This window comes from Enterobacter sp. 3U4, assembly GCF_057224565.1.
Genome location: NZ_CP136665.1, coordinates 3,906,609 through 3,927,110, shown reverse-complemented (window position 1 = coordinate 3,927,110; position 20,502 = coordinate 3,906,609). Strand labels below are relative to the sequence as shown.

21 protein-coding genes are annotated in these 20,502 nt (G+C 52.9%); 6 read left to right on the top strand and 15 right to left on the bottom strand.

Translation table 11 applies throughout. From position 1 onward, the window contains the following. The first annotated feature begins 177 nt into the window (after nt 1-177). The 3 genes from rpmB (at nt 178) to mutM (ending at nt 1,486) form a co-directional block, all read left to right on the top strand. The gene (gene rpmB / locus RVY89_RS18700; protein WP_002436699.1) at nt 178-414 is read left to right on the top strand and encodes a 50S ribosomal protein L28; all 237 of its coding nucleotides are present in this window, start codon (nt 178-180) and stop codon (nt 412-414) included. A gap of 22 nt (nt 415-436) precedes the next feature. Beyond that, nucleotides 437-604: a 50S ribosomal protein L33 gene (rpmG, locus tag RVY89_RS18695; protein ID WP_003024094.1), complete on the top strand. Its 168-nt coding sequence runs from the start codon at nt 437-439 to the stop codon at nt 602-604. Between the two features lie 72 nt (nt 605-676). Then, a complete protein-coding gene (gene mutM / locus RVY89_RS18690; protein ID WP_023309890.1) occupies nt 677-1,486 on the top strand; it encodes a bifunctional DNA-formamidopyrimidine glycosylase/DNA-(apurinic or apyrimidinic site) lyase in 810 nt (269 codons plus the stop codon). Nucleotides 1,487-1,488: 2 nt separating this feature from the next. Here mutM and coaD read toward each other — a convergent pair whose 3' ends face one another. The 7 genes from coaD to rfaQ all read right to left on the bottom strand — a co-directional run bounded on the left by coaD (nt 1,489) and on the right by rfaQ (nt 8,381). Continuing rightward, nucleotides 1,489-1,968, bottom strand: coding sequence for a pantetheine-phosphate adenylyltransferase (coaD, locus tag RVY89_RS18685; protein ID WP_024906627.1), 480 nt, complete (start codon nt 1,966-1,968; stop codon nt 1,489-1,491). Nucleotides 1,969-1,971: 3 nt separating this feature from the next. Beyond that, nucleotides 1,972-2,742: a glycosyltransferase family 2 protein gene (locus tag RVY89_RS18680; RefSeq protein ID WP_484826130.1), complete on the bottom strand. Its 771-nt coding sequence runs from the start codon at nt 2,740-2,742 to the stop codon at nt 1,972-1,974. Further along, nucleotides 2,742-4,016 (bottom strand): lipid IV(A) 3-deoxy-D-manno-octulosonic acid transferase, encoded by a 1,275-nt coding sequence (waaA, locus tag RVY89_RS18675; RefSeq protein WP_029740803.1) that lies wholly within the window; start codon nt 4,014-4,016, stop codon nt 2,742-2,744. The genes RVY89_RS18680 and waaA overlap by 1 nt, the downstream gene beginning before the upstream one ends. 66 nt (nt 4,017-4,082) lie before the next feature. Beyond that, nucleotides 4,083-5,072, bottom strand: a complete 990-nt coding sequence (locus tag RVY89_RS18670) for a glycosyltransferase (protein ID WP_484826129.1) — start codon at nt 5,070-5,072, stop codon at nt 4,083-4,085. Nucleotides 5,073-5,083: 11 nt separating this feature from the next. Further along, nucleotides 5,084-6,184 (bottom strand): glycosyltransferase, encoded by a 1,101-nt coding sequence (locus RVY89_RS18665; RefSeq protein ID WP_484826128.1) that lies wholly within the window; start codon nt 6,182-6,184, stop codon nt 5,084-5,086. 2 nt (nt 6,185-6,186) lie between these two features. Further along, the gene (locus RVY89_RS18660) at nt 6,187-7,314 is read right to left on the bottom strand and encodes a glycosyltransferase family 4 protein (RefSeq protein WP_484826127.1); all 1,128 of its coding nucleotides are present in this window, start codon (nt 7,312-7,314) and stop codon (nt 6,187-6,189) included. After that, nucleotides 7,311-8,381 (bottom strand): putative lipopolysaccharide heptosyltransferase III, encoded by a 1,071-nt coding sequence (rfaQ, locus tag RVY89_RS18655; protein WP_484826126.1) that lies wholly within the window; start codon nt 8,379-8,381, stop codon nt 7,311-7,313. Before rfaQ ends, RVY89_RS18660 begins: the two co-directional genes overlap by 4 nt. A 150-nt stretch (nt 8,382-8,531) precedes the next feature. On the opposite strand from rfaQ, the gene RVY89_RS18650 reads away from it, so the two are divergent. Then, nucleotides 8,532-9,488, top strand: coding sequence for a polysaccharide deacetylase family protein (locus RVY89_RS18650; RefSeq protein WP_484826125.1), 957 nt, complete (start codon nt 8,532-8,534; stop codon nt 9,486-9,488). Between the two features lie 23 nt (nt 9,489-9,511). Here RVY89_RS18650 and RVY89_RS18645 read toward each other — a convergent pair whose 3' ends face one another. Genes RVY89_RS18645 through rfaD form a run of 6 tightly spaced genes read right to left on the bottom strand, consistent with a single transcriptional unit; the run spans nt 9,512 to nt 15,706 of the window. Next, nucleotides 9,512-10,723, bottom strand: a complete 1,212-nt coding sequence (locus RVY89_RS18645) for an O-antigen ligase family protein (RefSeq protein WP_484826124.1) — start codon at nt 10,721-10,723, stop codon at nt 9,512-9,514. Further along, the gene (locus tag RVY89_RS18640) at nt 10,711-11,619 is read right to left on the bottom strand and encodes a glycosyltransferase family 2 protein (RefSeq protein ID WP_484826123.1); all 909 of its coding nucleotides are present in this window, start codon (nt 11,617-11,619) and stop codon (nt 10,711-10,713) included. Before RVY89_RS18640 ends, RVY89_RS18645 begins: the two co-directional genes overlap by 13 nt. Before the next feature lie 5 nt (nt 11,620-11,624). Further along, the gene (locus RVY89_RS18635) at nt 11,625-12,734 is read right to left on the bottom strand and encodes a glycosyltransferase family 9 protein (protein ID WP_484826122.1); all 1,110 of its coding nucleotides are present in this window, start codon (nt 12,732-12,734) and stop codon (nt 11,625-11,627) included. Between the two features lie 3 nt (nt 12,735-12,737). Then, nucleotides 12,738-13,721: a lipopolysaccharide heptosyltransferase RfaC gene (rfaC, locus tag RVY89_RS18630; RefSeq protein ID WP_484826121.1), complete on the bottom strand. Its 984-nt coding sequence runs from the start codon at nt 13,719-13,721 to the stop codon at nt 12,738-12,740. Between the two features lie 3 nt (nt 13,722-13,724). After that, on the bottom strand, nt 13,725-14,771 hold the full coding sequence (gene rfaF / locus RVY89_RS18625; RefSeq protein ID WP_484826120.1) for an ADP-heptose--LPS heptosyltransferase RfaF: 1,047 nt from the start codon (nt 14,769-14,771) through the stop codon (nt 13,725-13,727). 2 nt (nt 14,772-14,773) lie between these two features. After that, the gene (gene rfaD, locus RVY89_RS18620; RefSeq protein WP_484826119.1) at nt 14,774-15,706 is read right to left on the bottom strand and encodes an ADP-glyceromanno-heptose 6-epimerase; all 933 of its coding nucleotides are present in this window, start codon (nt 15,704-15,706) and stop codon (nt 14,774-14,776) included. Nucleotides 15,707-15,921: 215 nt separating this feature from the next. Between rfaD and kbl the strand changes: the two genes are divergently transcribed. Together kbl and tdh are read left to right on the top strand one after the other, a co-directional pair. Further along, on the top strand, nt 15,922-17,118 hold the full coding sequence (gene kbl, locus RVY89_RS18615; protein WP_484826118.1) for a glycine C-acetyltransferase: 1,197 nt from the start codon (nt 15,922-15,924) through the stop codon (nt 17,116-17,118). Between the two features lie 9 nt (nt 17,119-17,127). Continuing rightward, entirely contained in the window at nt 17,128-18,156 is a 1,029-nt protein-coding gene (tdh, locus tag RVY89_RS18610) for an L-threonine 3-dehydrogenase (RefSeq protein ID WP_484826117.1), read from the top strand. 27 nt (nt 18,157-18,183) lie between these two features. Here tdh and RVY89_RS18605 read toward each other — a convergent pair whose 3' ends face one another. After that, entirely contained in the window at nt 18,184-19,098 is a 915-nt protein-coding gene (locus RVY89_RS18605) for a hypothetical protein (RefSeq protein WP_484826115.1), read from the bottom strand. Between the two features lie 15 nt (nt 19,099-19,113). Next, complete coding sequence (locus RVY89_RS18600) at nt 19,114-20,319, bottom strand: glycosyltransferase (protein ID WP_484826114.1); 1,206 nt, start codon at nt 20,317-20,319, stop codon at nt 19,114-19,116. Nucleotides 20,320-20,502: the final 183 nt, after the last annotated feature.

Sequence of the window (20,502 nt, the reverse complement as noted above, 5' to 3'; positions counted from 1 at the left end):
CTTGAGCACACCGCCGAGTCAGCGTATACTACGCCACCTTTGAGAATCTCGGGTTTGGCATTTGGGCCTGGCAATCGAGAGTTCACTTAGAACTATGCGATGACCGGGCTGTAAAGCCTGACGAGGCGCCGATACCCCATACGAAGCTCGAGCTAATTTGATTTTTGGAGAATAGACATGTCCCGAGTCTGCCAAGTTACTGGCAAGCGTCCGGTGACCGGTAACAACCGTTCCCACGCACTGAACGCGACTAAACGCCGTTTCCTGCCGAACCTGCACTCTCACCGTTTCTGGGTTGAGAGCGAGAAGCGTTTTGTCACCCTGCGCGTATCTGCTAAAGGTATGCGTGTAATCGATAAGAAAGGCATCGATACAGTTCTGTCCGAACTGCGTGCCCGTGGCGAAAAGTACTAAGTACTTAAAGAGGAAATAAATCATGGCTAAAGGTATTCGCGAGAAAATCAAGCTGGTTTCTTCTGCTGGTACAGGTCACTTCTACACCACCACGAAGAACAAACGTACTAAGCCGGAAAAACTGGAACTGAAAAAATTCGATCCAGTTGTACGCCAGCACGTACTGTACAAAGAAGCTAAAATCAAATAATTTTAGCCTCCTTGTATCGAAAAACCCCGCAACTGCGGGGTTTTTTGCATTCAGTATCTCAACGGAGGAACTATGCCTGAATTACCTGAGGTAGAAACCAGCCGTCGCGGCATTGAGCCCCATCTGGTTGGCGCGACGATTCTTCACGCGGTGGTCCGCAATGGACGTCTGCGCTGGCCGGTGTCCGATGAGATCCACGCGTTAAGCGATAAACCTGTCCTTAGCGTACAGCGTCGCGCGAAATACCTGCTGCTGGAGCTACCCGACGGCTGGATCATTATCCACCTGGGGATGTCCGGGAGCCTGCGCATTCTTACCGAAGAGCTGCCTGCGGAAAAGCACGACCACGTCGATCTGGTGATGAGCAACGGCAAAGTGCTCCGTTACACCGACCCACGGCGCTTTGGCGCGTGGCTGTGGACGAAGGAGCTGGAAGGGCATAACGTGCTGGCGCATCTGGGGCCAGAGCCGCTCTCAGACGCGTTTAACGCGGAATACCTCAAGGCTAAGTGTGCGAAGAAGAAAAGCCCAATTAAGCCCTGGCTGATGGATAACAAGCTGGTGGTCGGCGTGGGGAATATCTATGCCAGCGAATCGCTGTTTGCGGCCGGGATCCATCCCGATCGGCTGGCCTCTTCGCTGTCGGCGCAGGAGTGTGAGCTGCTGGTCCGGGTGATTAAAGCCGTATTACTTCGCTCGATTGAGCAGGGCGGAACAACGTTGAAGGACTTCCTGCAAAGTGACGGCAAGCCGGGCTATTTTGCTCAGGAGCTGCAGGTATATGGCCGTAAAGGCGAACCGTGCAGAGTCTGCGGCACGCCAGTGATTGCCACGAAGCACGCCCAGCGCGCCACGTTTTACTGTCGTCAGTGTCAGAAATAGGGCTACTTTAGCTTTTCCATCAATGCCTGGTGGACGTTAACCGGCAGGAAATGGGTCACGTCCCCGTGATGACGCGCCACCTCTTTCACCAGCGTGGACGAGATAAACGACCACTCTTTGGAGGGCATCAGGAACACGCTCTCCAGCTCCGGCATCAGGTGGCGGTTCATGTGCGCCAGCTGCATCTCATACTCGAAGTCTGCCACCGCGCGTAAACCACGGATCAGAATGTTTGCCTGCTGAGCGCGGGCGAAGTTTGCCATCAGGTCGCTAAACCCGACCACCTCAACATTCGGCAGGTGCGAAATGGCATCTGTGGCGAGCTGTACGCGCTCGTTGAGATCAAACATCGGTTTTTTGCTGGGGCTGGCGGCAATGGCCAGGATCACCTTGTCGAACATGCACGCCGCACGGGTGATGATATCAAGATGACCGTTGGTGATCGGATCGAAGGTACCCGGATAAATCGCTTTTGTGCTCATGGCTCACGTTTTCTCTGAGTAGCCGCGGCAGAGCGCCCACAGCTCGGTGTATTTGTTGAAAGTATACTGGGCATTCACTACCGCGAGTAACCAGCCCTGCTTGCCGTCCAGGACGCCACCACGCAGCAGCAGCGTTTTCAGAAACGCGCCCAGCGTGTGGGTGAAGATACCCGTCAGCGAGGCCTTCTTGCCGCGCTGGTGACGCTCCTGCGCCCATGCGGTGGCATAGTTGAGCTGTTTACGCTGAAAGCTTGCGAAATCACGGCAGGTCAGGTGCAGCAAATCGCCCGTCAGGGGAATCACCTGGGCGCTATTGCAGTTTAGGGATTCATGCACCAGGTTGTCGTTGTACTGATACTGCTCGCGCTCGTAGAGGCGCATCACGCGGTCAGGATACCAGCCGCTGTGGCGCATAAAACGGCCAAGGAAGTAGTTGCGGCGGGCAATGCTGTATACGGCGCCAGGCTGGGGCGAAGAAAGCACCGCCTGAATGGCCTGCTGAAGCTCCGGTGTGATGCGCTCGTCGGTGTCGAGCATCAGGACATAATCACCTGTGGCATACCCCTGCGCGCGCTGGCGTTGAATGCCATAGCCTTGCCAGTCAGCATCGATAAAGACTTTTGCGCCCGCTGCCCGGGCAACGTCCACCGTGTTGTCCGTACTTCCGGAGTCAAGAATGACTATCTCGTCAGCCCAGGCAACCGACGCCAGGCAATCCGGAAGCAGATCGGCGGCGTTTTTGGCGATCATTACGACCGACAGACGTGTTGACATCAGTGGCTCCGCTGAGGCAGATAAGGTTGCAGAAGCTGCAGCAGTCGGGTCAGTGCGCCCTGGTTCTGGTGCAGCACTTCGACGGCATGACGTCCGTACCACAGGCGATAATCTTCGTCAGTCAGAAGGGTCGATACCTCTTTAACCACCGAGTCCGCATCGGTCACGGTAATTAAACCATCGGCCTGCTGTAATTTTGCGCAGATATCTTTAAAGTTAAACGTGTGCGGCCCCATCAGCACCGGAATGGCGTGGGCTGCCGGCTCCAGCGGGTTATGACCGCCGCGCTCGACCAGACTGCCGCCGACAAACGCGAGGTCAGCAATGCCGTACAGCAGCATCAGCTCGCCCATCGTATCGCCAATCACCACCTGGGTGCTGCCGGAAGGGATTTCACCGCTGCTGCGCAGCGTGAAGCTGAAGCCGCCTTTCTGGACCATTTCACGGGCATCCTTGAAACGCTCCGGATGGCGAGGCACGAGGATCAGCAGTAAATCAGGGAATTTTTCCAGCAGCTTGCGGTGAGCCTGCAGGATAATCTCTTCTTCGCCATCATGAGTACTGGTTGCAATCCAGACCTGACGACGTGGGGCCCACTGGCGACGCAGTGTGATCGCACGAGCGGCGAGTTCAGGGGTAACGGAAATATCAAATTTCAGGCTGCCCGTTACCGCAAGCTGGTTGCGTTTGAGGCCCAGAGAGATAAAGCGTGCTGCATCTTCTTCATTCTGCGCGGCAATTAGCGTGATCTTGCTGAGCAGGCGGCGCATAAATTTACCCAGCTTGCCGTAACCTTTCGCCGAACGCTCTGACAGGCGGGCATTAGCAATTACCAGCGGGATTTTACGGGCATGCAGAGCGGAAATCATGTTCGGCCACAGTTCGGTTTCCATCACGATCACCAGCTTCGGGCGCACGGTGTTGAGGAAACGATTCATGGCGCAGGGCAGATCGTAAGGCAGATAGACGTGCTGCACGTCTTTACCGAAAGCGGATAACGCGCGCTCTGAGCCGGTCGGCGTCATCGTCGTGACGGTGATTGGCAGCGAAGGGTAGCGGTGACGCAGGGCGCGAACCAGCGGAATCGCCGCCAGCGTTTCACCGACAGAAACGGAATGCAGCAAAATACCGTCCGGTACGACTTTATTGCGGCAGAAGCCATAGCGTTCAGCCCAGCGTTTACGATACGCAGGCGCTTTCCGGCTACGAAGCAACAGTCTCAGCCACACCAGTGGCTGAATGATGTAGAGCAGAGCGGTATACAACAATTCCAAGCGATTATCCGTTTTTTTAGTTTCGGCGGGCAAATTCTAAGCATTTAGGCCAGGTAAAGCTATCTCTTATGCCAGATACCGTTTCAAACGGAAATAACGTCGACCCAGCCGCCAGCGCAGACGCAGACTTTTTGCACTTTTCCAGATGAGTTTCCAGATGCCTGTTTCGAAGAACTCTTTAATAATCATTGATTTCTTCTTCTCATCCTTCATGTTGTCGAAGGTGTGAATAATTCCCAGCCCCTCTTTGGCAATTTGCCAGTGGCAGGCAGGGATCCCTTTTACTTTATCCGGGTAGCGCTGATTGATGGCATCGAGCATCTGCAGGATTTTCATGTAGTGACGCGCGGAACGAATCAGCGTGTCGTCATTGTCCGGCATATGGGACACCGATGCAGAGTGAATGTAGTAGTCGTAATAACGTTCACTGGTGTACTGAACCCGCTCTGCCGCGAGCAGCACTTCGGTGGTCCACGGGATATCCTGATGGCGCAGGCCGGGTTCGAAATGGAAACCGTGTTTACGGATAAAGTCGTGGCGATAGATGTTCAGCCAGGTGACATGAAGGAATTTACGCGAATCCAGCGCCATTTTTAACCACGCAGGGCCAGCCATGACCCCTGTCGAAGCCAGTTTGTCTTCAGGGAAGATCGGGCGCGAAGGTTTCTTGTTATTCTCCCAGACGTAGTTTCCGTTGCAGGTGGCGACGTCCAGATCCTGCGTGACGGCCATATCCAGCAGGCGCTGGTACATGCCCGGTTTAAAGACATCATCAATATCCGGGAAAGAGAGATATTGACCCGTTGCAACGGCCAGACCGGTGTTACGCGCGATGGATACGCCCTGGTTTTGCTGTTCTATAACCTGCATCTGCGGCAGTTTTTCTTGCCAGTTTTCGACGATCTCCATCGAGCGGTCAGTAGAGCCGTCATTGACAATAATGACTTCCATGCTGTCGATGCGTTGATTCACAAGGCAGGTAAAGAACTGATCCAGGAAAACTTCACCGTTGTAAACGGCAACCACCACGCTTAACAATGGGGCTGAATTTTGCATAAGAAACCTGATTATTTTTGATTGTCGACCAGAGCAATATATTGCTGGCAAATGGCATTGATGCCGAACGGCGCGATGGTGGCATCGCCAACGACCGGCGGGGCGGTATAAATATCCGCCAGCGTTTTTGCCAGTGACTCGTCATTTAACTCTGCCAGCCCGCGCGCCAAGGCTCCGGTAAGGATTTCGGCGGGACCACCTGGGCAATTTGTACTGACCGGTGGCGTCTGGCAGATAATGGCTTCAACCAGCACATTACCAAAACCTTCGCAGTCAGAACTTAACACTAAAAGGCGTGCCCCTTTGATCCAGGGATAGGGATTGGAATCGAACGGCCGGAAAACCGTTTTGTTTTCAATACCCAGCTCGGCAGCAAGCTGCTTGAGTTTTTGAATTTGCGCTTCGGATCCATTGCCCATCATGACCAGCGTTGTGTCAATTTTACTCAGAGCGAACGCACGTAAAAGACGATCGTGGCGTTTGTGCTCATGAAAGCGGCCAACATGAATGATGTAATCTTTTCCCTGCATCTCGAAAGGCGCATCCGCCAGACGCTGAATTTCAGGAATATCGAAAGGATTATGGATAACCGCCTTGCGTCGAAGATTGAGCGCCAGCGTCTCGGAAAGATCTTTCAACACGGCGCCTGAGACGGCGACAACGTTGCGGTTTTCGTAGGTATGACGAATTTTAAGATGTTTAAACCAGCGCGAAAGTCCGCTGCGATGGCGAAGATAGGAAAACGAGAACATGCCGTGCACGCAGAACCAGACTTTGTCAGGTTCCAGCGCGCGGCAGTGCGCCACAATGCGGTCTGTTTTGTGCAGATGAGAGAACACCACATCAAATTTGCCGCTGCGCTCAGCTCGCTCAATCGCGTGATCCAGCAGTTGGGCGCGGCGTGGGATTTCCGTCAGCTTACGCCACGGTTTTTTACATGTGTCCTGAACAACCTGATAATCGATGCCTTCCGGGATGGCGTAGTCGCACACTTTCCGCAGAGAGAATAGAGAGACCTGATGCCCCATTTCTATTAATCCGCGGGAGAGTGTGAGAACCGTTTTTTCGGCTCCTCCACCGGGTAAACCATCAATAATCATTAGGATGCGCATTTTTAATCCAGTAATTTTTGATAAAGCGTAATAAGCTGACTTGATAGTTTTTCGGGAGTGGCGTCTTTTACACGTTCACGTGCTGCTCGTCCCATATTGTTATTTTTTTCCAGTGAAGGGATGGCGGCTACCGCTTCCTTCAATGTACTGATATCAAGTGCGTCACAATAAAATCCGCTCTGGCCTTGTTGAATAAACTCTGCACCACCGCAACTCTCTGAAGTAATGACGGGCAAGCCGCAGGCCATCGCTTCAAGAATGACGTTAGGAAAGGGATCATACAGCGTTGGCAACAGTAAACCATCGGATAGCTGATAAAAAGGCAGAGTTTCTTTTTGCATCCCCAGGAAACGGATTTGCCCCTCACAGCCTAACGAACGGGCGAGGTCGCGATAACGACGTTCTGCTTTATCTTGCCCAACCACAATCAGCCAGGCTGATGTTCCAGCAATAGCGCGTATGGCGCTGGCTAATCCTTTTCGTTCAAACCCTGAGCCTACGAAACAGAACACAACGGCATCGGCTGGCAAACCAAATTGTTGGCGCAGCATCGCACGCTGTACATCCTGGGCTGGAACGAAACGGCTGGAATCAATAGAATTATAAATCACATGAATTTTATTTGCGTCAATATCAAAGTCTTCAACGATTTCTCGTTTGATCATCTCCGCATTGCAGATTACGGCTTTTAACTCAGGCGCCTGATACATTTCCCGTTCCGCACGCATCACGTAGCGGTGATAGCGGTCATACATCAGCATTTGCGCACGCCAGGCAGGTAAAATGCGCGCGCGCTGAAGCAGCCAGCGACGATGCACTCCATCACCCGCGCGATAGATATCACAACCCGGGATGCGCTCATGGCTTTGAACAATATCAAACTGCTGTTGCTGCCACAGAGCGCGAGCGGCCTGTGCAAATCCGCGTTCTCGACTGATGCGGCCCCATTTTTGAGGATTGCAAATGTGGATATGCCAGTCGTCTTGCTTCTCTCCCTGCCACTCACGCGTAATGACGTTGAGTTCAAGGTTCTGATTGCTCAGCGCGGTGAGAGCACGCGAAACGAAGCGTTCCGCTCCGCCATCAGGGCGATACTTTTGGCGAACAATGGCCAGACGATGGTGTTTCATGACAGATATCTCCTTGCGGCGGAGACGACAGCATCAACGGGAATGGCGTCGAGATAGCGTTCTTTCGTTTTGGTATCAATGGCATCCGGGTCGGGCAACGGGCCGTAATCGCCGGCCCAGATCACTTCCCCTTTAACCTGCCACGGTGACCAGAAGGTCAGTTTTGATGGACCAAACAATGCCACGCAGGGGGTTTGCAGCGCGGCGGCCATATGCATTGGAACGGAGTCAACGCCAATAAAAAGACGCGTATGATCGATAAGCGATGCCAGTTGACGCAGCGTCAACTGGCCTGCCAGCGAAACGACGCCGGTTTTCGGTGCGGCAGCGAGAATGCGATCGATCATCGCCAGCTCTTTTTTATCCGGCCCCGCGGTGAGCACAACCGTATGACCATCCTGCTGCAGTGCAGTAATGGTTTGCGCCATTTTGTCTTCGCTCCAGCATTTAAAGAACCAGCGGGACGTCGGCTGGATCACGATGTAGCTGTCGCCCACACCTGCCTGAGCCAGTTTATGACGGGCATAATCCCAGTCTTCTGCGGCGTAGGCCATGGTGACGGCAGGCTGCGGCACGACCGGTAATGGTGCCAAAATGGAGAGATTCTGTTCGACCGTATGCAGGGATTTGTGGCCGTCGACAGAGACCAGATCGGTGTGACAAAAACGCCAGAATGCACTGTTGCGTTTGTTAAACGCGAATCCGAGGCGAACGGGGGCACCGGTGAAGCGGGTGACGATCGCGCTACGCCATTGATCGGCAAGATTAATCACCAGATGATAATGCTGATTTCTTAACGCACACAGCAACTGCCACTCTTTTTGAAGATGCTTCAGCGTGCCCAACTGCTTCCATTTACGGTCGATTCCATAAATTGTACCGATCGCCGGATGCGCGGCGAGCATATCGCGCGTTTCTTCATACAGCAGGACATCAATCTGCGCCTGCGGCCATTTTTGACGTAACGAATTAATGACGGGAGTGGTCAGCAACATGTCGCCATGATGGCGGAGTTTGATAAGTAAAATGCGCAAATCAGGTGTGTCAGGTAAGTTATTCATCATCATCTTATCGGCGTTGTACTAATGGCAATTCTAATAGACCTGATAGCGACTTGCACTCTTTCTCCATAATCTTAGTAATTTCCCAGGAAGGGTTTACTCATGCTTTGGAGAGTGCGTAACATAGCGCTAACTTTCCTGTCTTGCGGACTCATTATGAACAAACCAGCGTTTATCATCACAATTGATACTGAGGGCGATAATCTCTGGCAAAATCACCGCGTCATCAAAACGGAAAACGCACGCTATCTGGCGCGTTTTCAGACGCTTTGTGAACGTTTCGGCTTTAAGCCCGTGTGGCTGACCAATTACGAGATGGCGATCGAGCCTGTTTTCATCGAATTCGCCAGGGACGCGATCGCCCGAGGTCAGGGGGAAGTGGGGATGCACCTTCACGCATGGAATAGCCCGCCGGAACACGATCTCACGGGTGATGACTGGCGCTGGCAGCCTTATCTGATTGAATTTTCGGATGAGGTGATGCGCGAAAAAGTGCTGTTCATGACCCGCCTGCTGGAAGAGACCTTCCAGACCAAAATGTTAAGCCACCGTGCCGGACGTTGGGCATTTGACAGTCGCTATGCAAAATTACTCGTTGAACTGGGCTACCAGGTTGATTGCTCCGTAACGCCACGCGTGAACTGGCGCAATGCGAAAGGCGCCCCGCAGGGTAATGGCGGAACGGATTATCAGCATTTCCCTGACCACGCCTATTTCATGGATTTAGACAATATTTACCGGGCGGGCAATAGCCCATTACTCGAAGTGCCGATGAGCATTCAGTATAAACACCCGGCCTGGTTGAACACGATCAAACAGGTTTACGACAGGCTTCGCGGTAAATACCGCTCACCCTCTGTCAACTGGCTAAGACCATCCGGTGAGAATGCGGCGCAAATGATTCAGGTCGCACAGCAATGCCTGTCGCAAGGAAGTGAGTATGTGGAGTTTATGCTTCATTCGTCGGAATTTATGCCTGGCGGAAGCCCTACGTTTAAAGATGAGGCGGCGATAGAAGGGTTGTATCAGGATTTAGAAACGCTCTTTAGCTGGTTATCCGATAAGACGGTGGGGATGACGCTGGCGGAGTTTTATCAATACAAGAAAAAATAATGCCCGCCAGGCGGGCATTATCATTAACGTTGCCGGGTTTGCGAAAAAGGTGTACTTAGCGCAAACACGGTGACAAAGAAGATTAAGGCTTCTGAGCTCAATAGTATGACGTCCGTCATGCCGTAGAGTAATAAAAGAAGCAGGGTCGTCAGCAGCAGACCATTTTTGTTTTTTAGTGCGTAGGCGAACATCGATATATAGGCAAAGAGTAATATCGCTAGCCCTGGGATTCCTTGCAGTGAATATTTTTCAATAAACTCATTGTGCAGATGCACTTTGATAAAGTCGAGTGCTGCCGCAAGATGTGGATGCCCATTTTTCACATATTCCCGTGTCCATACTTCGCGATCTTCGACAGATTGTCCCAAAGGGTGGGCAAGCCCGTTTTGAATACCCACACTCCACATAGAGAAACGAGCGCCGAGTGAGGTTGAATCATATCCTTGTTGATAACTTTCAACCTCAGCTTGAGTTTGTTGTATCTTTGGTAAAATTAATGGCTTGTAGCTAACGATAACAATACCCGCCACAATACATAAGAAAATCAGCGTTGATTTAAAGTGTATCCTTCTGAAGTGATAGAGCGTGAGTACAATCGCCATGAGTAAATATAATCCCATTGCGGCACGCGTACCCGTTAGGAGAATGACGAAATAAGAGATTAAGATGATGAGCCCTGCTGCTACATACAGTTTTATATTTTTCTGTAGATAAAGGCTGTATACAAACGCCAGTGACAGTACAGAGTAAACATAGGCCGACACGGTTGCACGGTTTATGGCCATCTCGATACGCCCCATACCCTGTGATGCCTGCCATAAGCCATAGCCAGTAGCAAAAATAAATCCAGCACCAGAGGCGTATAAGAAATATCTCTGGAAGGATGCTTGATCAATGTAAGACTTAAACCGGTCAAGATAGAATATAAGGATACTCGCCAGAATCAATTTTTTACTTGCACCGAGATAATCGCTATAAACGTTTAGACCCTCGCTATGATATTCATACACCATATACCAGCCAAGATTAAGCAACCCAATTAATAAAATCGGCAATGCGATAGTAAAAGGGCGCACTGTGATTTTTTTATATTCGCACGCTAAGCCGATGATGCTGGCATAAATCGCAATATAGAAAAACTCTCGCTGCTTACCTGAACTCAGCAGCGCCAGCGCAAGCGATATAAGGCTCAACATCAGCGTAAGCTGATAAAGCCGCAGTTTTACTTTTTCCATAATGCCTCAATGACCCTTTTTTTGTAGCTGAAACGTACATCTCTGGTGAAGAAGAAAGAGAGAGAATAAAGTGCATTTACCCGCTGTTTAACCAGTTTGAGTTGTAGGTCAGTCAGATGCTGCCGATGGTTACTGTAGATATCAAACCAGTGACAATTAACAAGATGCTTAAAAGAACGAGGGAACGTTTTTTCCATTTGCAATGTGCAATCAACCAGTGTGGCGATTTTACTGGCGTCGAGACGGCTCGACAAACTGTCGTTACGTTTGATGTAATAATAGTGTCCCTGACGCTGATAGACTATTTTACTCGACTGCATCAATATGCCGGGAAATACGGCGAAATCTTCATAGCAGACCATCGAAGGAATCGGGTTACTTGCATACAATTTGCGATGAATGAATTGCCCGATGAGATGTGCCTGGAATTCTTTGTGCTGCAGAAACCGCTTTATTGCCTCATGTTGTGACAAAGCAACAGGAGAGAACCCCTGCCAGTCGGCTGTAATTTTTTTTGTGTCGCGAATTTCCAGCAGGCGCGTCAGGAGCATATCAGGGTGCTCTGCTTTGAGAAACGCCACGGCGTCCCTAATGCTGCCCGGTTTCATCCGGTCATCGCTATCCAGCATGGTAATGTATTCACCTGAGGCCAGCGAGAGGGCACTGTTTCGAACATGACCTACGTTACGGTATTCAACGTATCGGGATTGCGCATTCGGAAGCGTTGGTAGCCACGCCTCAATAATATCCTGCGTTGAGTCGTTTGAACTGTCGTTAAAGATAATGATCTCCACATCATCGCCCGCACCCTCAATCGCGTTTTGCAGGCTTTCTAACGTGGTGTTAAGCGTATCTTTGGCATTATGCGCGGCAATAATGATGCTTAGAAAAGCCATATTAATTAGTTTCCTGAAGCATCAAAGGAGCTTGCGGTTGCGTTAATTGGTGATAACTCACAAATAAAATGTTTGAGGTCACGTAGCGCTTCGTCTGTTACAGAAAAGAGTTCTTCCCGGCTCTGTGAGAAGTAATATCGTGTTTCAAAAACATATGAGCAAATGTTGTCATCATTACCAATCAGCAATACGTTGCCCAGCGGGCGCTGTTCATAGTGGCAGCAAGGCCCGAACAGTAAGATTACCGGTACTCCGACCGCATCGGCAATGTAGACATTCCCCGAGTCAGAGGCGATATAGCAATCCATTTTTGAGATGGCCCACGGCAGCTCTTCAAGCGAGATTTTGCCAATCAAATTAATAAAGTTGGGCAGTTCACCGTAAGCGCGGGTGATATCATCCATCCACGATTGTTCATTCGGGGCGCCAAAAACATAAAATTCGCAGGGCAGGTCGGCGAGACGATCGGCAATTTGCTTCCAGATGACCGGCGGAACGGTTTTCGCTTTATTCCCGGCGGCTACGCTGATGCCAATGCGGATCACGCCGGGTTTATCGAGGATTGCCGGATAGGTCGCAGGTTTGAAAAGTGGCTTTGTGGCGTGCTTTGGCGAGTCTTGCCAGGTTAAGGTGCGATCGGCCAGTTTGAGATAGTTCGTGACCGACAGCGTCTTTCTACCGTGTTCAACAGTACCGTCTGCCGTTGCATAGAAAATACCGTGATACCATCTGCGCGTGTAAATACTCAAAAATTGTTTGTTTTTAGCGTTACACACGGAGGCGAAAAAGAGGTTCACGCTATTGGGTTGCAGGAGATAGACATTGTCATAGCGGTTCATGATCCGACAGGCAAAGACCAGCTTTCGCCAGAGGTTACGCTTATGCTGCTCGATAAAAAAAATCTCGTCGATCGTCTCATCATGCTTCGCCAGTGCACTCACGCTACGACTGATGAGCACGTCGCTTTTTTGCAGGTATGCCAGAAGGGGCGTTGCATTAACAAAATCGCCGATCTTTGCTGTCTGAATGACCAGGTTTTTACCTGTCTCTTTGCGGAACAGCTTCCGGATAAGCTTTACCGGAAAGAGTAAAATCAGCAGAAATACGTAACTCATGCGTTAGATATCCCTGTTGGAAAGCCAACGGCTGCCCTGTAAAAATGAAAAAATAGCATCTGCGCTGATATCCTTTGTTTGCTGGGTCGGGCTGACCATTTGATGCTGGTTTTTACCGTAACCCCCGATCAATCCAGGATCGGTCGGACCAAAAATCGTAATATTCGGACGATCCAGCGCCGCGGTTAAATGGCTTAACCCTGTGTCAACGGAAACAACAGCATTCGCTCCCGCCAGCTGCGCTGCAACCTGCGCCAGCGTGAGTTTCGGCAATACCTCGACGTGTGAAAAGCCTGCTGCCAGACGCTCTGCACGCTGCCGCTCATGTTCAGCGCCCCAGGGCAGTTTAATATGGATGCCGATAGGTTGCATTAGTTCAATCAGGCTTCGCCAGTGCGTTTCCGGCCAGTGTTTATCGTCGCGCGTTGTGGCATGTAGGAAGACAAGATAAGGCTGAGCACTGGGATCTGTATTGCGCAAAAAGTGCTGTGCAATGGCGTAGTCGCCCTGGGTTTCCGGTTTCGCATAGCCGAGGCTTTTTGCAAACAGCTCGCGGGTACGTTCGACGGCATGCTGTTGCTTTGCGATGTGGTGGCGGCGGTTATAGAACAGGCTCGCCAGCGGTTCGCGGGCGGTGTGCCAGTCCATTCCGTGCTTTACGCCGCGTGCCAGACGCGTCACCAGCGCAGCGCTTTTCACCAGCCCCTGTGCGTCGATGATGGCGTCGTAATGCTGTGCCTGCACCGCCTCGCGGAAGGCTTTGCGTTCGGCTTTAATCGGCGCGGAGAACCACGCTTTGCGCCAGCGGCGAATCGCCACCGGGATCACACGGTCAACCGCTTCATGCCAGGTGGGGATCTGCGCGAAGCCTTCTTCAACAACCCAGTCAAAACGAATGCCGGGAATGGCCCGCATGGCGTCCGTCAGCGACGGCAGCGTATGCAGAACATCGCCCATCGAAGAGGTTTTAACGATCAATACCCGCATTCGTTATCCTTCTTCGCTCAACAGCAGTTCATTAAGCTCTTCGAGAACGCGCTCTGGCGTAATGTCGATCAGGCTCTGATGGTAGCCTTCTGCGGCATCGCCTTTGCGCACTTTGTGGTAGCCAGCGATCAGGCGAATGACGCGCGCATTATGAGAAAGCGGGGGCGTGAAGTCCGGGCTGCTTGGGCCATACAGCGCCACCAGCGGGCGGTTGAGGGCGGCAGCGACGTGCATCAGGCCAGAGTCGTTGCTGACCACAGCCTTACAGGCGGCAATCAGAATAACCGCCTGCTCGAGCTGCGTTTCGCCTGCCAGATTGCGGCACCAGGCCTGCTGTTCATTACTGAGGGTCGCGAGAATTTCGTTGCCTGCCTCGTGGTCCTTTGCCGAACCGAACAGGACAATCTGGTAGCCTTCGTCAATCAGCTGTTTCGCCAGTTCCGCATAGTGATAGTGCGGCCAGCGTTTTGCCGGGCCGAACTCGGCGCCGGGGCAGAAGCCAATCATCGGGCGTTCAGTCGAAAGGCCAAACGCGCTGCAGGTCTGGGATTTTTCACCGTCGTTAACCTGAAGCTGCGGCCAGAGCAGCGGCTGCGGCAGATCTTTCGCACTGCGCATCACGCCTTTGTCGTAGGCCAGCGCCACATAGCGCTCCACCATCAGCGGCCAGGCCTCTTTATCCAGCACTCGCGCGTCGTTCAGCAGGCCGTAGCGCATTTCACCGCGCCAGCCGGTGCGATGTGGGATGCCCGCAAAAAAGGGCACCAGCGCGGATTTAAAGGAGTTTGGCAGGACATACGCGCGATCGTAGCGCTTCTCGCGCAGGCTATGACCGAGCTTGCGACGCTCGCCAATCTCCAGCGCCCCGTGGCCGAGCGGCATCGGGATGGCTTCATTCACTTCCGGCATGCGCGACAATAGCGGACGGCACCATGCGGGTGCCATCACGTCGATTATCGCCTGGGGATAACGCGCCTTGAGCGTGCGATAGAGACTTTGCGACATCATCATGTCGCCCACCCATGACGGGCCGATCACCAGAATCTTCATACTTACGCGTCGCGGTTCAGCCAGGCCATATATTCCGCTACGCCTTCGGCAACGGTCTTGAACGGCTTGTCGTAGCCTGCGGCGCGCAGGTTGGTCAGATCGGCCTGCGTGAACGCCTGATAACGGCCTTTCAGCTTGTCAGGGAACGGAATGTACTCAAGGTTGCCTTTCTTGTGGTACGCCAGCGCAGCGTCTGCCACCGCCTGGAAGGATTCCGCGCGGCCGGTGCCCAGGTTGAAGATGCCGGATACGCCGTTTTCCCAGAACCACAGGTTCACTGCGGCCACGTCGCCCACGTAGACGAAGTCACGCTTAAAGCCGTCGCTGCCTTCGAACAGTTTAGGGCTTTCGCCGTTGTTCAGCTGGGTGTTCAGATGGAACGCCACGCTCGCCATGCTGCCTTTGTGGCCTTCGCGCGGTCCGTAGACGTTGAAGTAGCGGAAACCGACGATCTGCGAGTTCGCTTCCGGCAACACCTGACGCACGTACTCGTCGAACAGGAATTTAGAGTAACCGTAGACGTTCAGCGGCTGCTCATACTCGCGGGACTCGATGAAGTTCGAGGTGCGGCCGCCGTAGGTTGCCGCGGAGGAGGCGTACAGGAACGGAATTTCACGCTCCAGGCAGTAGTGCAGGATCTCTTTAGAGTACTGATAGTTGTTGTCCATCATGTACTTACCGTCCCACTCGGTGGTGGAAGAACACGCACCTTCATGGAAGATAGCTTCGATCTCGCCGAACTCTTCGCCTGCCATAATCTGGATAAGGAAGTCTTCTTTATCCATGTAGTCAGCGATGTTCAGATCCACCAGGTTGACGAACTTGGTGCCGTCTTTCAGGTTGTCAACCACCAGGATGTCGGTGATGCCTTTGTCATTGAGAGCCTTAACAATATTGCTGCCGATAAAGCCCGCGCCGCCGGTAACGATGATCATAACTGTAACCTTTGAAGTGTGGAGCCCGGGGACAATCCCGGACGCTAATGTCTCTATCATATCATTAGTATGGCTGCCCTTCAGCCATTCACCTTCACCGCGCAGGGGTACGCGTGATTTATGCTGCAAAAACGACAAGAGATGACGTGTCATCTCGTCATGAACTATAGGTTTGGGTAATATGTCCCGAAATTTGCCGAGTCTGGAGAATTGCAATGCGTGGTGATTTTTACAAACAGTTAAACAGCGACCTCGACACCGCACGTGCGGAAGGGTTGTTCAAGGAAGAGCGTATTATCACGTCTGCCCAGCAGGCGGACATCACCGTTGCCGACGGCAGCCATGTGATCAACTTTTGTGCGAACAACTACTTAGGTCTTGCAAATCACCCTGAGCTGATTGCCGCTGCAAAAAACGGCATGGACACCCACGGTTTCGGCATGGCCTCCGTACGCTTTATCTGCGGTACGCAGGACAGCCACAAGCAGCTTGAGCAAAAGCTGGCGAGCTTCCTCGGAATGGAAGACGCGATTCTGTACTCCTCCTGCTTTGACGCCAACGGCGGTCTGTTTGAGACCCTGCTCGGTGCAGAAGATGCGATTATCTCCGACGCCCTGAACCACGCCTCCATCATCGACGGCGTACGCCTGTGTAAAGCGAAGCGTTTCCGCTACGCCAACAACGATATGGTTGAGCTGGAAGCGCGCCTGAAAGAGGCTCGTGAAGCGGGTGCTCGCCACGTGCTGATCGCCACCGACGGCGTGTTCTCCATGGACGGCGTGATCGCCAACCTGAAGGGCGTGTGCGACCTGGCGGATAAATACGACGCGCTGGTGATGGTCGATGACTCTCACGCGGTCGGTTTTGTCGGCGAAAATGGCCGCGGTTCGCACGAATACTGTGACGTGATGGGCCGCGTGGATATCATCACCGGTACGCTGGGCAAAGCGCTCGGCGGCGCGTCCGGCGGCTATACCGCCGCGCGTAAAGAGGTGGTCGAGTGGCTGCGTCAGCGCTCCCGTCCGTATCTGTTCTCCAACTCCCTGGCGCCGGCGATTGTTGCCGCTTCTATCAAAGTGCTGGAGATGGTGGAGTCCGGTGCCGCGCTGCGCGACCGTCTGTGGTCTAACGCCCGTCTGTTCCGTGAAAAAATGAGCGCAGCAGGGTTCACCCTCGCCGGTGCCGACCATGCGATCATTCCGGTGATGCTAGGCGATGCGGTCATTGCGCAGCAATTTGCCCGCGAACTACAGAAAGAAGGGATTTACGTCACCGGGTTCTTCTTCCCGGTGGTGCCAAAAGGTCAGGCGCGTATCCGCACCCAGATGTCTGCGGCGCATACGCCTGAACAAATTGAACGTGCGGTGGAAGCCTTTACCCGCATCGGTAAACAGCTGGGCGTCATTGCCTGAGGACGTGTGATGAAAGCGTTATCCAAACTGAAAGCGGAAGAAGGGATTTGGATGACCGACGTGCCGGAGCCGGAAGTCGGTCATAACGATCTGCTGATCAAAATTCGTAAAACCGCCATCTGCGGTACTGACGTTCACATCTACAACTGGGACCAGTGGTCGCAGAAAACCATTCCGGTACCGATGGTTGTCGGTCACGAATATGTCGGTGAAGTGGTGGGTATCGGCCAGGAAGTGAAAGGCTTCAAAATCGGTGACCGCGTTTCCGGTGAAGGCCACATTACCTGCGGCCACTGCCGTAACTGCCGCGGCGGGCGTACTCACCTGTGCCGTAATACCATTGGCGTGGGCGTAAACCGTCCGGGCTGCTTCGCGGAATACCTGGTGATCCCGGCGTTTAACGCGTTCAAAATCCCGGACAATATTTCTGACGATCTGGCCTCCATTTTCGACCCGTTCGGCAACGCGGTGCACACGGCGCTCTCCTTCGACCTGGTCGGTGAAGACGTGCTGGTCTCCGGCGCGGGCCCAATCGGCATTATGGCGGCAGCCGTGGCGAAGCACGTGGGTGCGCGCAACGTTGTGATCACCGACGTGAACGAATACCGTCTGTCGCTGGCGCGCAAAATGGGCGTCACCCGCGCGGTGGATGTCTCGAAAGAGAGCCTGACCGACGTGATGGAAGAGCTGGGCATGACCGAAGGTTTTGACGTGGGTCTTGAGATGTCCGGTGCGCCACCGGCGTTCCGCACCATGCTCGACACCATGAACCACGGTGGCCGTATCGCGATGTTGGGGATCCCGCCGTCGGATATGTCTATCGACTGGAACAAAGTCATCTTCAAGGGGCTGTTCATCAAGGGCATCTATGGCCGCGAGATGTTCGAGACCTGGTACAAGATGGCGGCGCTGATCCAGTCCGGTCTGGATCTGTCCCCGATTATTACCCACGGTTTCTCCATCGATGAGTTCCAGCAGGGCTTCGACGCGATGCGTTCCGGCCAGTCAGGGAAAGTGATCCTGAGCTGGGATAAGTAATCAAAAAGGGGCCTGAGGCCCCTTTTTTTATTGGTTCTTCTTCTCTTCGTCCGTCAGGTAACGCACCTTGCGGGTGTAGTCCTGACCTTTGAACAGCAGTTTGTTATCTGGCGATTCAAGATACTTCTGCCATTCGGAGAGAGGGAAACCACCGTGTGCGCCAATCACCTCTTTCGGTACAACGGCTTCCTGACCGCCGATCTTCTTGGAAACCGGCCAGTTCATCCAGTCGCCCAGGTTAACCGTTTTTAGATCCAGCATGTCCAGCAGCGCGGCGAGCGGCAGCTGATCGGTCGGCGGCTGCGTGTCGTCCATCAGCTCCCAGGTATCCTGGAACAGCGTCAGCCACAGCGGGCAGATACGGCGCCAGGTCTTTTTAGTTGCCGCAAGAAACGCGCCGTTAACGTGATCGACCAGATACGGCCGCACCGTCTCCTTGTAATACGCCGGCACTTTCTCCGCTGGCGCGCCGTTCAGCTTCGCAATCATTTTCCCCTGACGGAAGCTGGAGTAAATGTGCATATCGGCCATGTTGATCTCTGGCATTTTCAGCAGATTGAGATCGGAATCGATCATCAATACGCCTTCACCGCGCGCCTGCAGCGGGGCGTTAAGCTTCACCAGACGGCTGAGGTAGATCTGCTTATAGCGGTAACCTTCCTCACGAACCGGAAGGTTAAGCGTCACTACGCGGGTTTTAGGCGGCAGTACCCCAAAGGCGGATTCAGGCTGATCGCTGACGATGACGATTTCGCTCACCCCGGTGGCATAACGTTCCGCGAAGGTGGCAGAGAGTAATGCTTCTTCGACGAAATCTGCGCCGGTACACGGAATCACAATAGAATCCACCGCAGCAACTGCGCCCGTCACTGGCAGAGAGCTATAAGGGATATTGTGTCGCCCGGTGATATGACGATAGCGAGCATTAAGAAATTTAAACATAGTTATCTCGTTTGGTTAGTGCGCGCCAAGCACGGCTTCGACACCGCTGACATAGTTTTCGATGGCATAGGTATGACAGACGTTCTGGTATGCAGCTGCCGCCAGTCGAGCCCGCAGATCCGCATCTGCCCAGATATTGTCCAGATGCTGTGCAAGCTGTGAAACATCGCTCCAGGGGAAGAGCAGCCCTGTCGAATCATGATCTATCAACTCCGCCGTGCCGGTCACCTGTGATCCAATCACGGGGATATTGAGAAGCATTGCTTCCAGCACCACGCGCGGCAGCCCTTCGCTTTTTGAGGCGAGAATAAAGGCGTCAAACGTAGCGAGGTAATCAAACGGGGTATTCTGAAAGCCGGTGAAGATGACGTGGGATTCAATTCCCAGCACTCGGGCCTGTTCCGCTAAAGCGCTGCGTTCGGCACCTTCGCCGACCAGCACCATTTTCCATTTCGCCTGCGGATGCTTCTGGCTGAACTGTGCCAGCGCCTCCAGCGTGTGGTGATTGGCTTTGCGAGGGATTAACGACCCGATACTGCCGAACACAAACGTGTCGTCATCGATATTCAGGCGCTGGCGCATCGCGCGTCGGTCAGGTAAAGGCTGGTGGATGTCTATGGCATTATTGACCGTCGTACACAGTTCGGGCCGGACGCCATGCTGAAGCAAGACGCGTTCAACGCCGTGCGAGACGGCGATGACTTTTGTAGCATGGGCATTAACCAGCTTCACCAGTGGTGGAGTCAAAACAGGTTCAATGCGGCAGTGCTGAATCAACCGTGCCTGCAGTTTTGCCGCCGCGAGATAGCCTTCCTCATTTGAACCCGGCTGGTTATTCATATAGAGCGTATCGAAACCGCCCTGCGCGAAAAGGGTTTCGATTTCGCTGACGTTAGGCCTGATGCGCCACATGATATCCACATGACGTGTCCATGCCTTGCGGGCGCTGCGTGAGAAAAACAGCAGGCTACGTCCCGCTTCCTTCAACAATTTGGCCCAGACAGGCTGCGGACGTTGAGGGATCACGATGAGCGGGATCCCGATGCCCTTGAGCACCTGGCCAATCGTCTCACCTTCAGCACGACTATAATCACTGTAAAAACAACAGGTAATATCGAATTTATCGCGATTGATTCGCTTCAGGAGCTCAAGCATACTGTTGGTGCCTCCCCCCCATTCTTTACCCGTATCCAGGAGGAGAATTTTACTTTTGTGCGGCATGTCTGAATCCGTGTGCTACCCTTCATCTGACTGCATTATAAAGAATCTGTTGAAATAAAATAGATTTTTCTATTTTATTGCGTCTCAGGATTAGACGAAACTTCAAGCGTGCTTATTTGAAAAGTGTGATTCAGGACTTTAATCATCTCTACTCATTTATATAGTATTAATAATATTAATTTA

What these genes read in the sequence shown, in the direction of transcription:
- RVY89_RS18600 (WP_484826114.1), bottom strand. Translation starts at nt 20,319, where the DNA reads ATGCCGCACAAAAGTAAAATTCTCCTCCTGGATACGGGTAAAGAATGG.
- rfaD (WP_484826119.1), bottom strand. Translation starts at nt 15,706, where the DNA reads ATGATCATCGTTACCGGCGGCGCGGGCTTTATCGGCAGCAATATTGTT.
- RVY89_RS18680 (WP_484826130.1), bottom strand. Translation starts at nt 2,742, where the DNA reads ATGTCAACACGTCTGTCGGTCGTAATGATCGCCAAAAACGCCGCCGAT.
- tdh (WP_484826117.1), top strand. Translation starts at nt 17,128, where the DNA reads ATGAAAGCGTTATCCAAACTGAAAGCGGAAGAAGGGATTTGGATGACC.
- RVY89_RS18665 (WP_484826128.1), bottom strand. Translation starts at nt 6,184, where the DNA reads ATGCGCATCCTAATGATTATTGATGGTTTACCCGGTGGAGGAGCCGAA.
- rpmG (WP_003024094.1), top strand. Translation starts at nt 437, where the DNA reads ATGGCTAAAGGTATTCGCGAGAAAATCAAGCTGGTTTCTTCTGCTGGT.
- rpmB (WP_002436699.1), top strand. Translation starts at nt 178, where the DNA reads ATGTCCCGAGTCTGCCAAGTTACTGGCAAGCGTCCGGTGACCGGTAAC.
- RVY89_RS18645 (WP_484826124.1), bottom strand. Translation starts at nt 10,723, where the DNA reads ATGGAAAAAGTAAAACTGCGGCTTTATCAGCTTACGCTGATGTTGAGC.
- RVY89_RS18650 (WP_484826125.1), top strand. Translation starts at nt 8,532, where the DNA reads ATGAACAAACCAGCGTTTATCATCACAATTGATACTGAGGGCGATAAT.
- RVY89_RS18605 (WP_484826115.1), bottom strand. Translation starts at nt 19,098, where the DNA reads ATGTTTAAATTTCTTAATGCTCGCTATCGTCATATCACCGGGCGACAC.
- rfaF (WP_484826120.1), bottom strand. Translation starts at nt 14,771, where the DNA reads ATGAAGATTCTGGTGATCGGCCCGTCATGGGTGGGCGACATGATGATG.
- RVY89_RS18670 (WP_484826129.1), bottom strand. Translation starts at nt 5,072, where the DNA reads ATGCAAAATTCAGCCCCATTGTTAAGCGTGGTGGTTGCCGTTTACAAC.
- coaD (WP_024906627.1), bottom strand. Translation starts at nt 1,968, where the DNA reads ATGAGCACAAAAGCGATTTATCCGGGTACCTTCGATCCGATCACCAAC.
- rfaC (WP_484826121.1), bottom strand. Translation starts at nt 13,721, where the DNA reads ATGCGGGTATTGATCGTTAAAACCTCTTCGATGGGCGATGTTCTGCAT.
- RVY89_RS18635 (WP_484826122.1), bottom strand. Translation starts at nt 12,734, where the DNA reads ATGAGTTACGTATTTCTGCTGATTTTACTCTTTCCGGTAAAGCTTATC.
- RVY89_RS18640 (WP_484826123.1), bottom strand. Translation starts at nt 11,619, where the DNA reads ATGGCTTTTCTAAGCATCATTATTGCCGCGCATAATGCCAAAGATACG.
- kbl (WP_484826118.1), top strand. Translation starts at nt 15,922, where the DNA reads ATGCGTGGTGATTTTTACAAACAGTTAAACAGCGACCTCGACACCGCA.
- RVY89_RS18660 (WP_484826127.1), bottom strand. Translation starts at nt 7,314, where the DNA reads ATGAAACACCATCGTCTGGCCATTGTTCGCCAAAAGTATCGCCCTGAT.
- rfaQ (WP_484826126.1), bottom strand. Translation starts at nt 8,381, where the DNA reads ATGATGATGAATAACTTACCTGACACACCTGATTTGCGCATTTTACTT.
- mutM (WP_023309890.1), top strand. Translation starts at nt 677, where the DNA reads ATGCCTGAATTACCTGAGGTAGAAACCAGCCGTCGCGGCATTGAGCCC.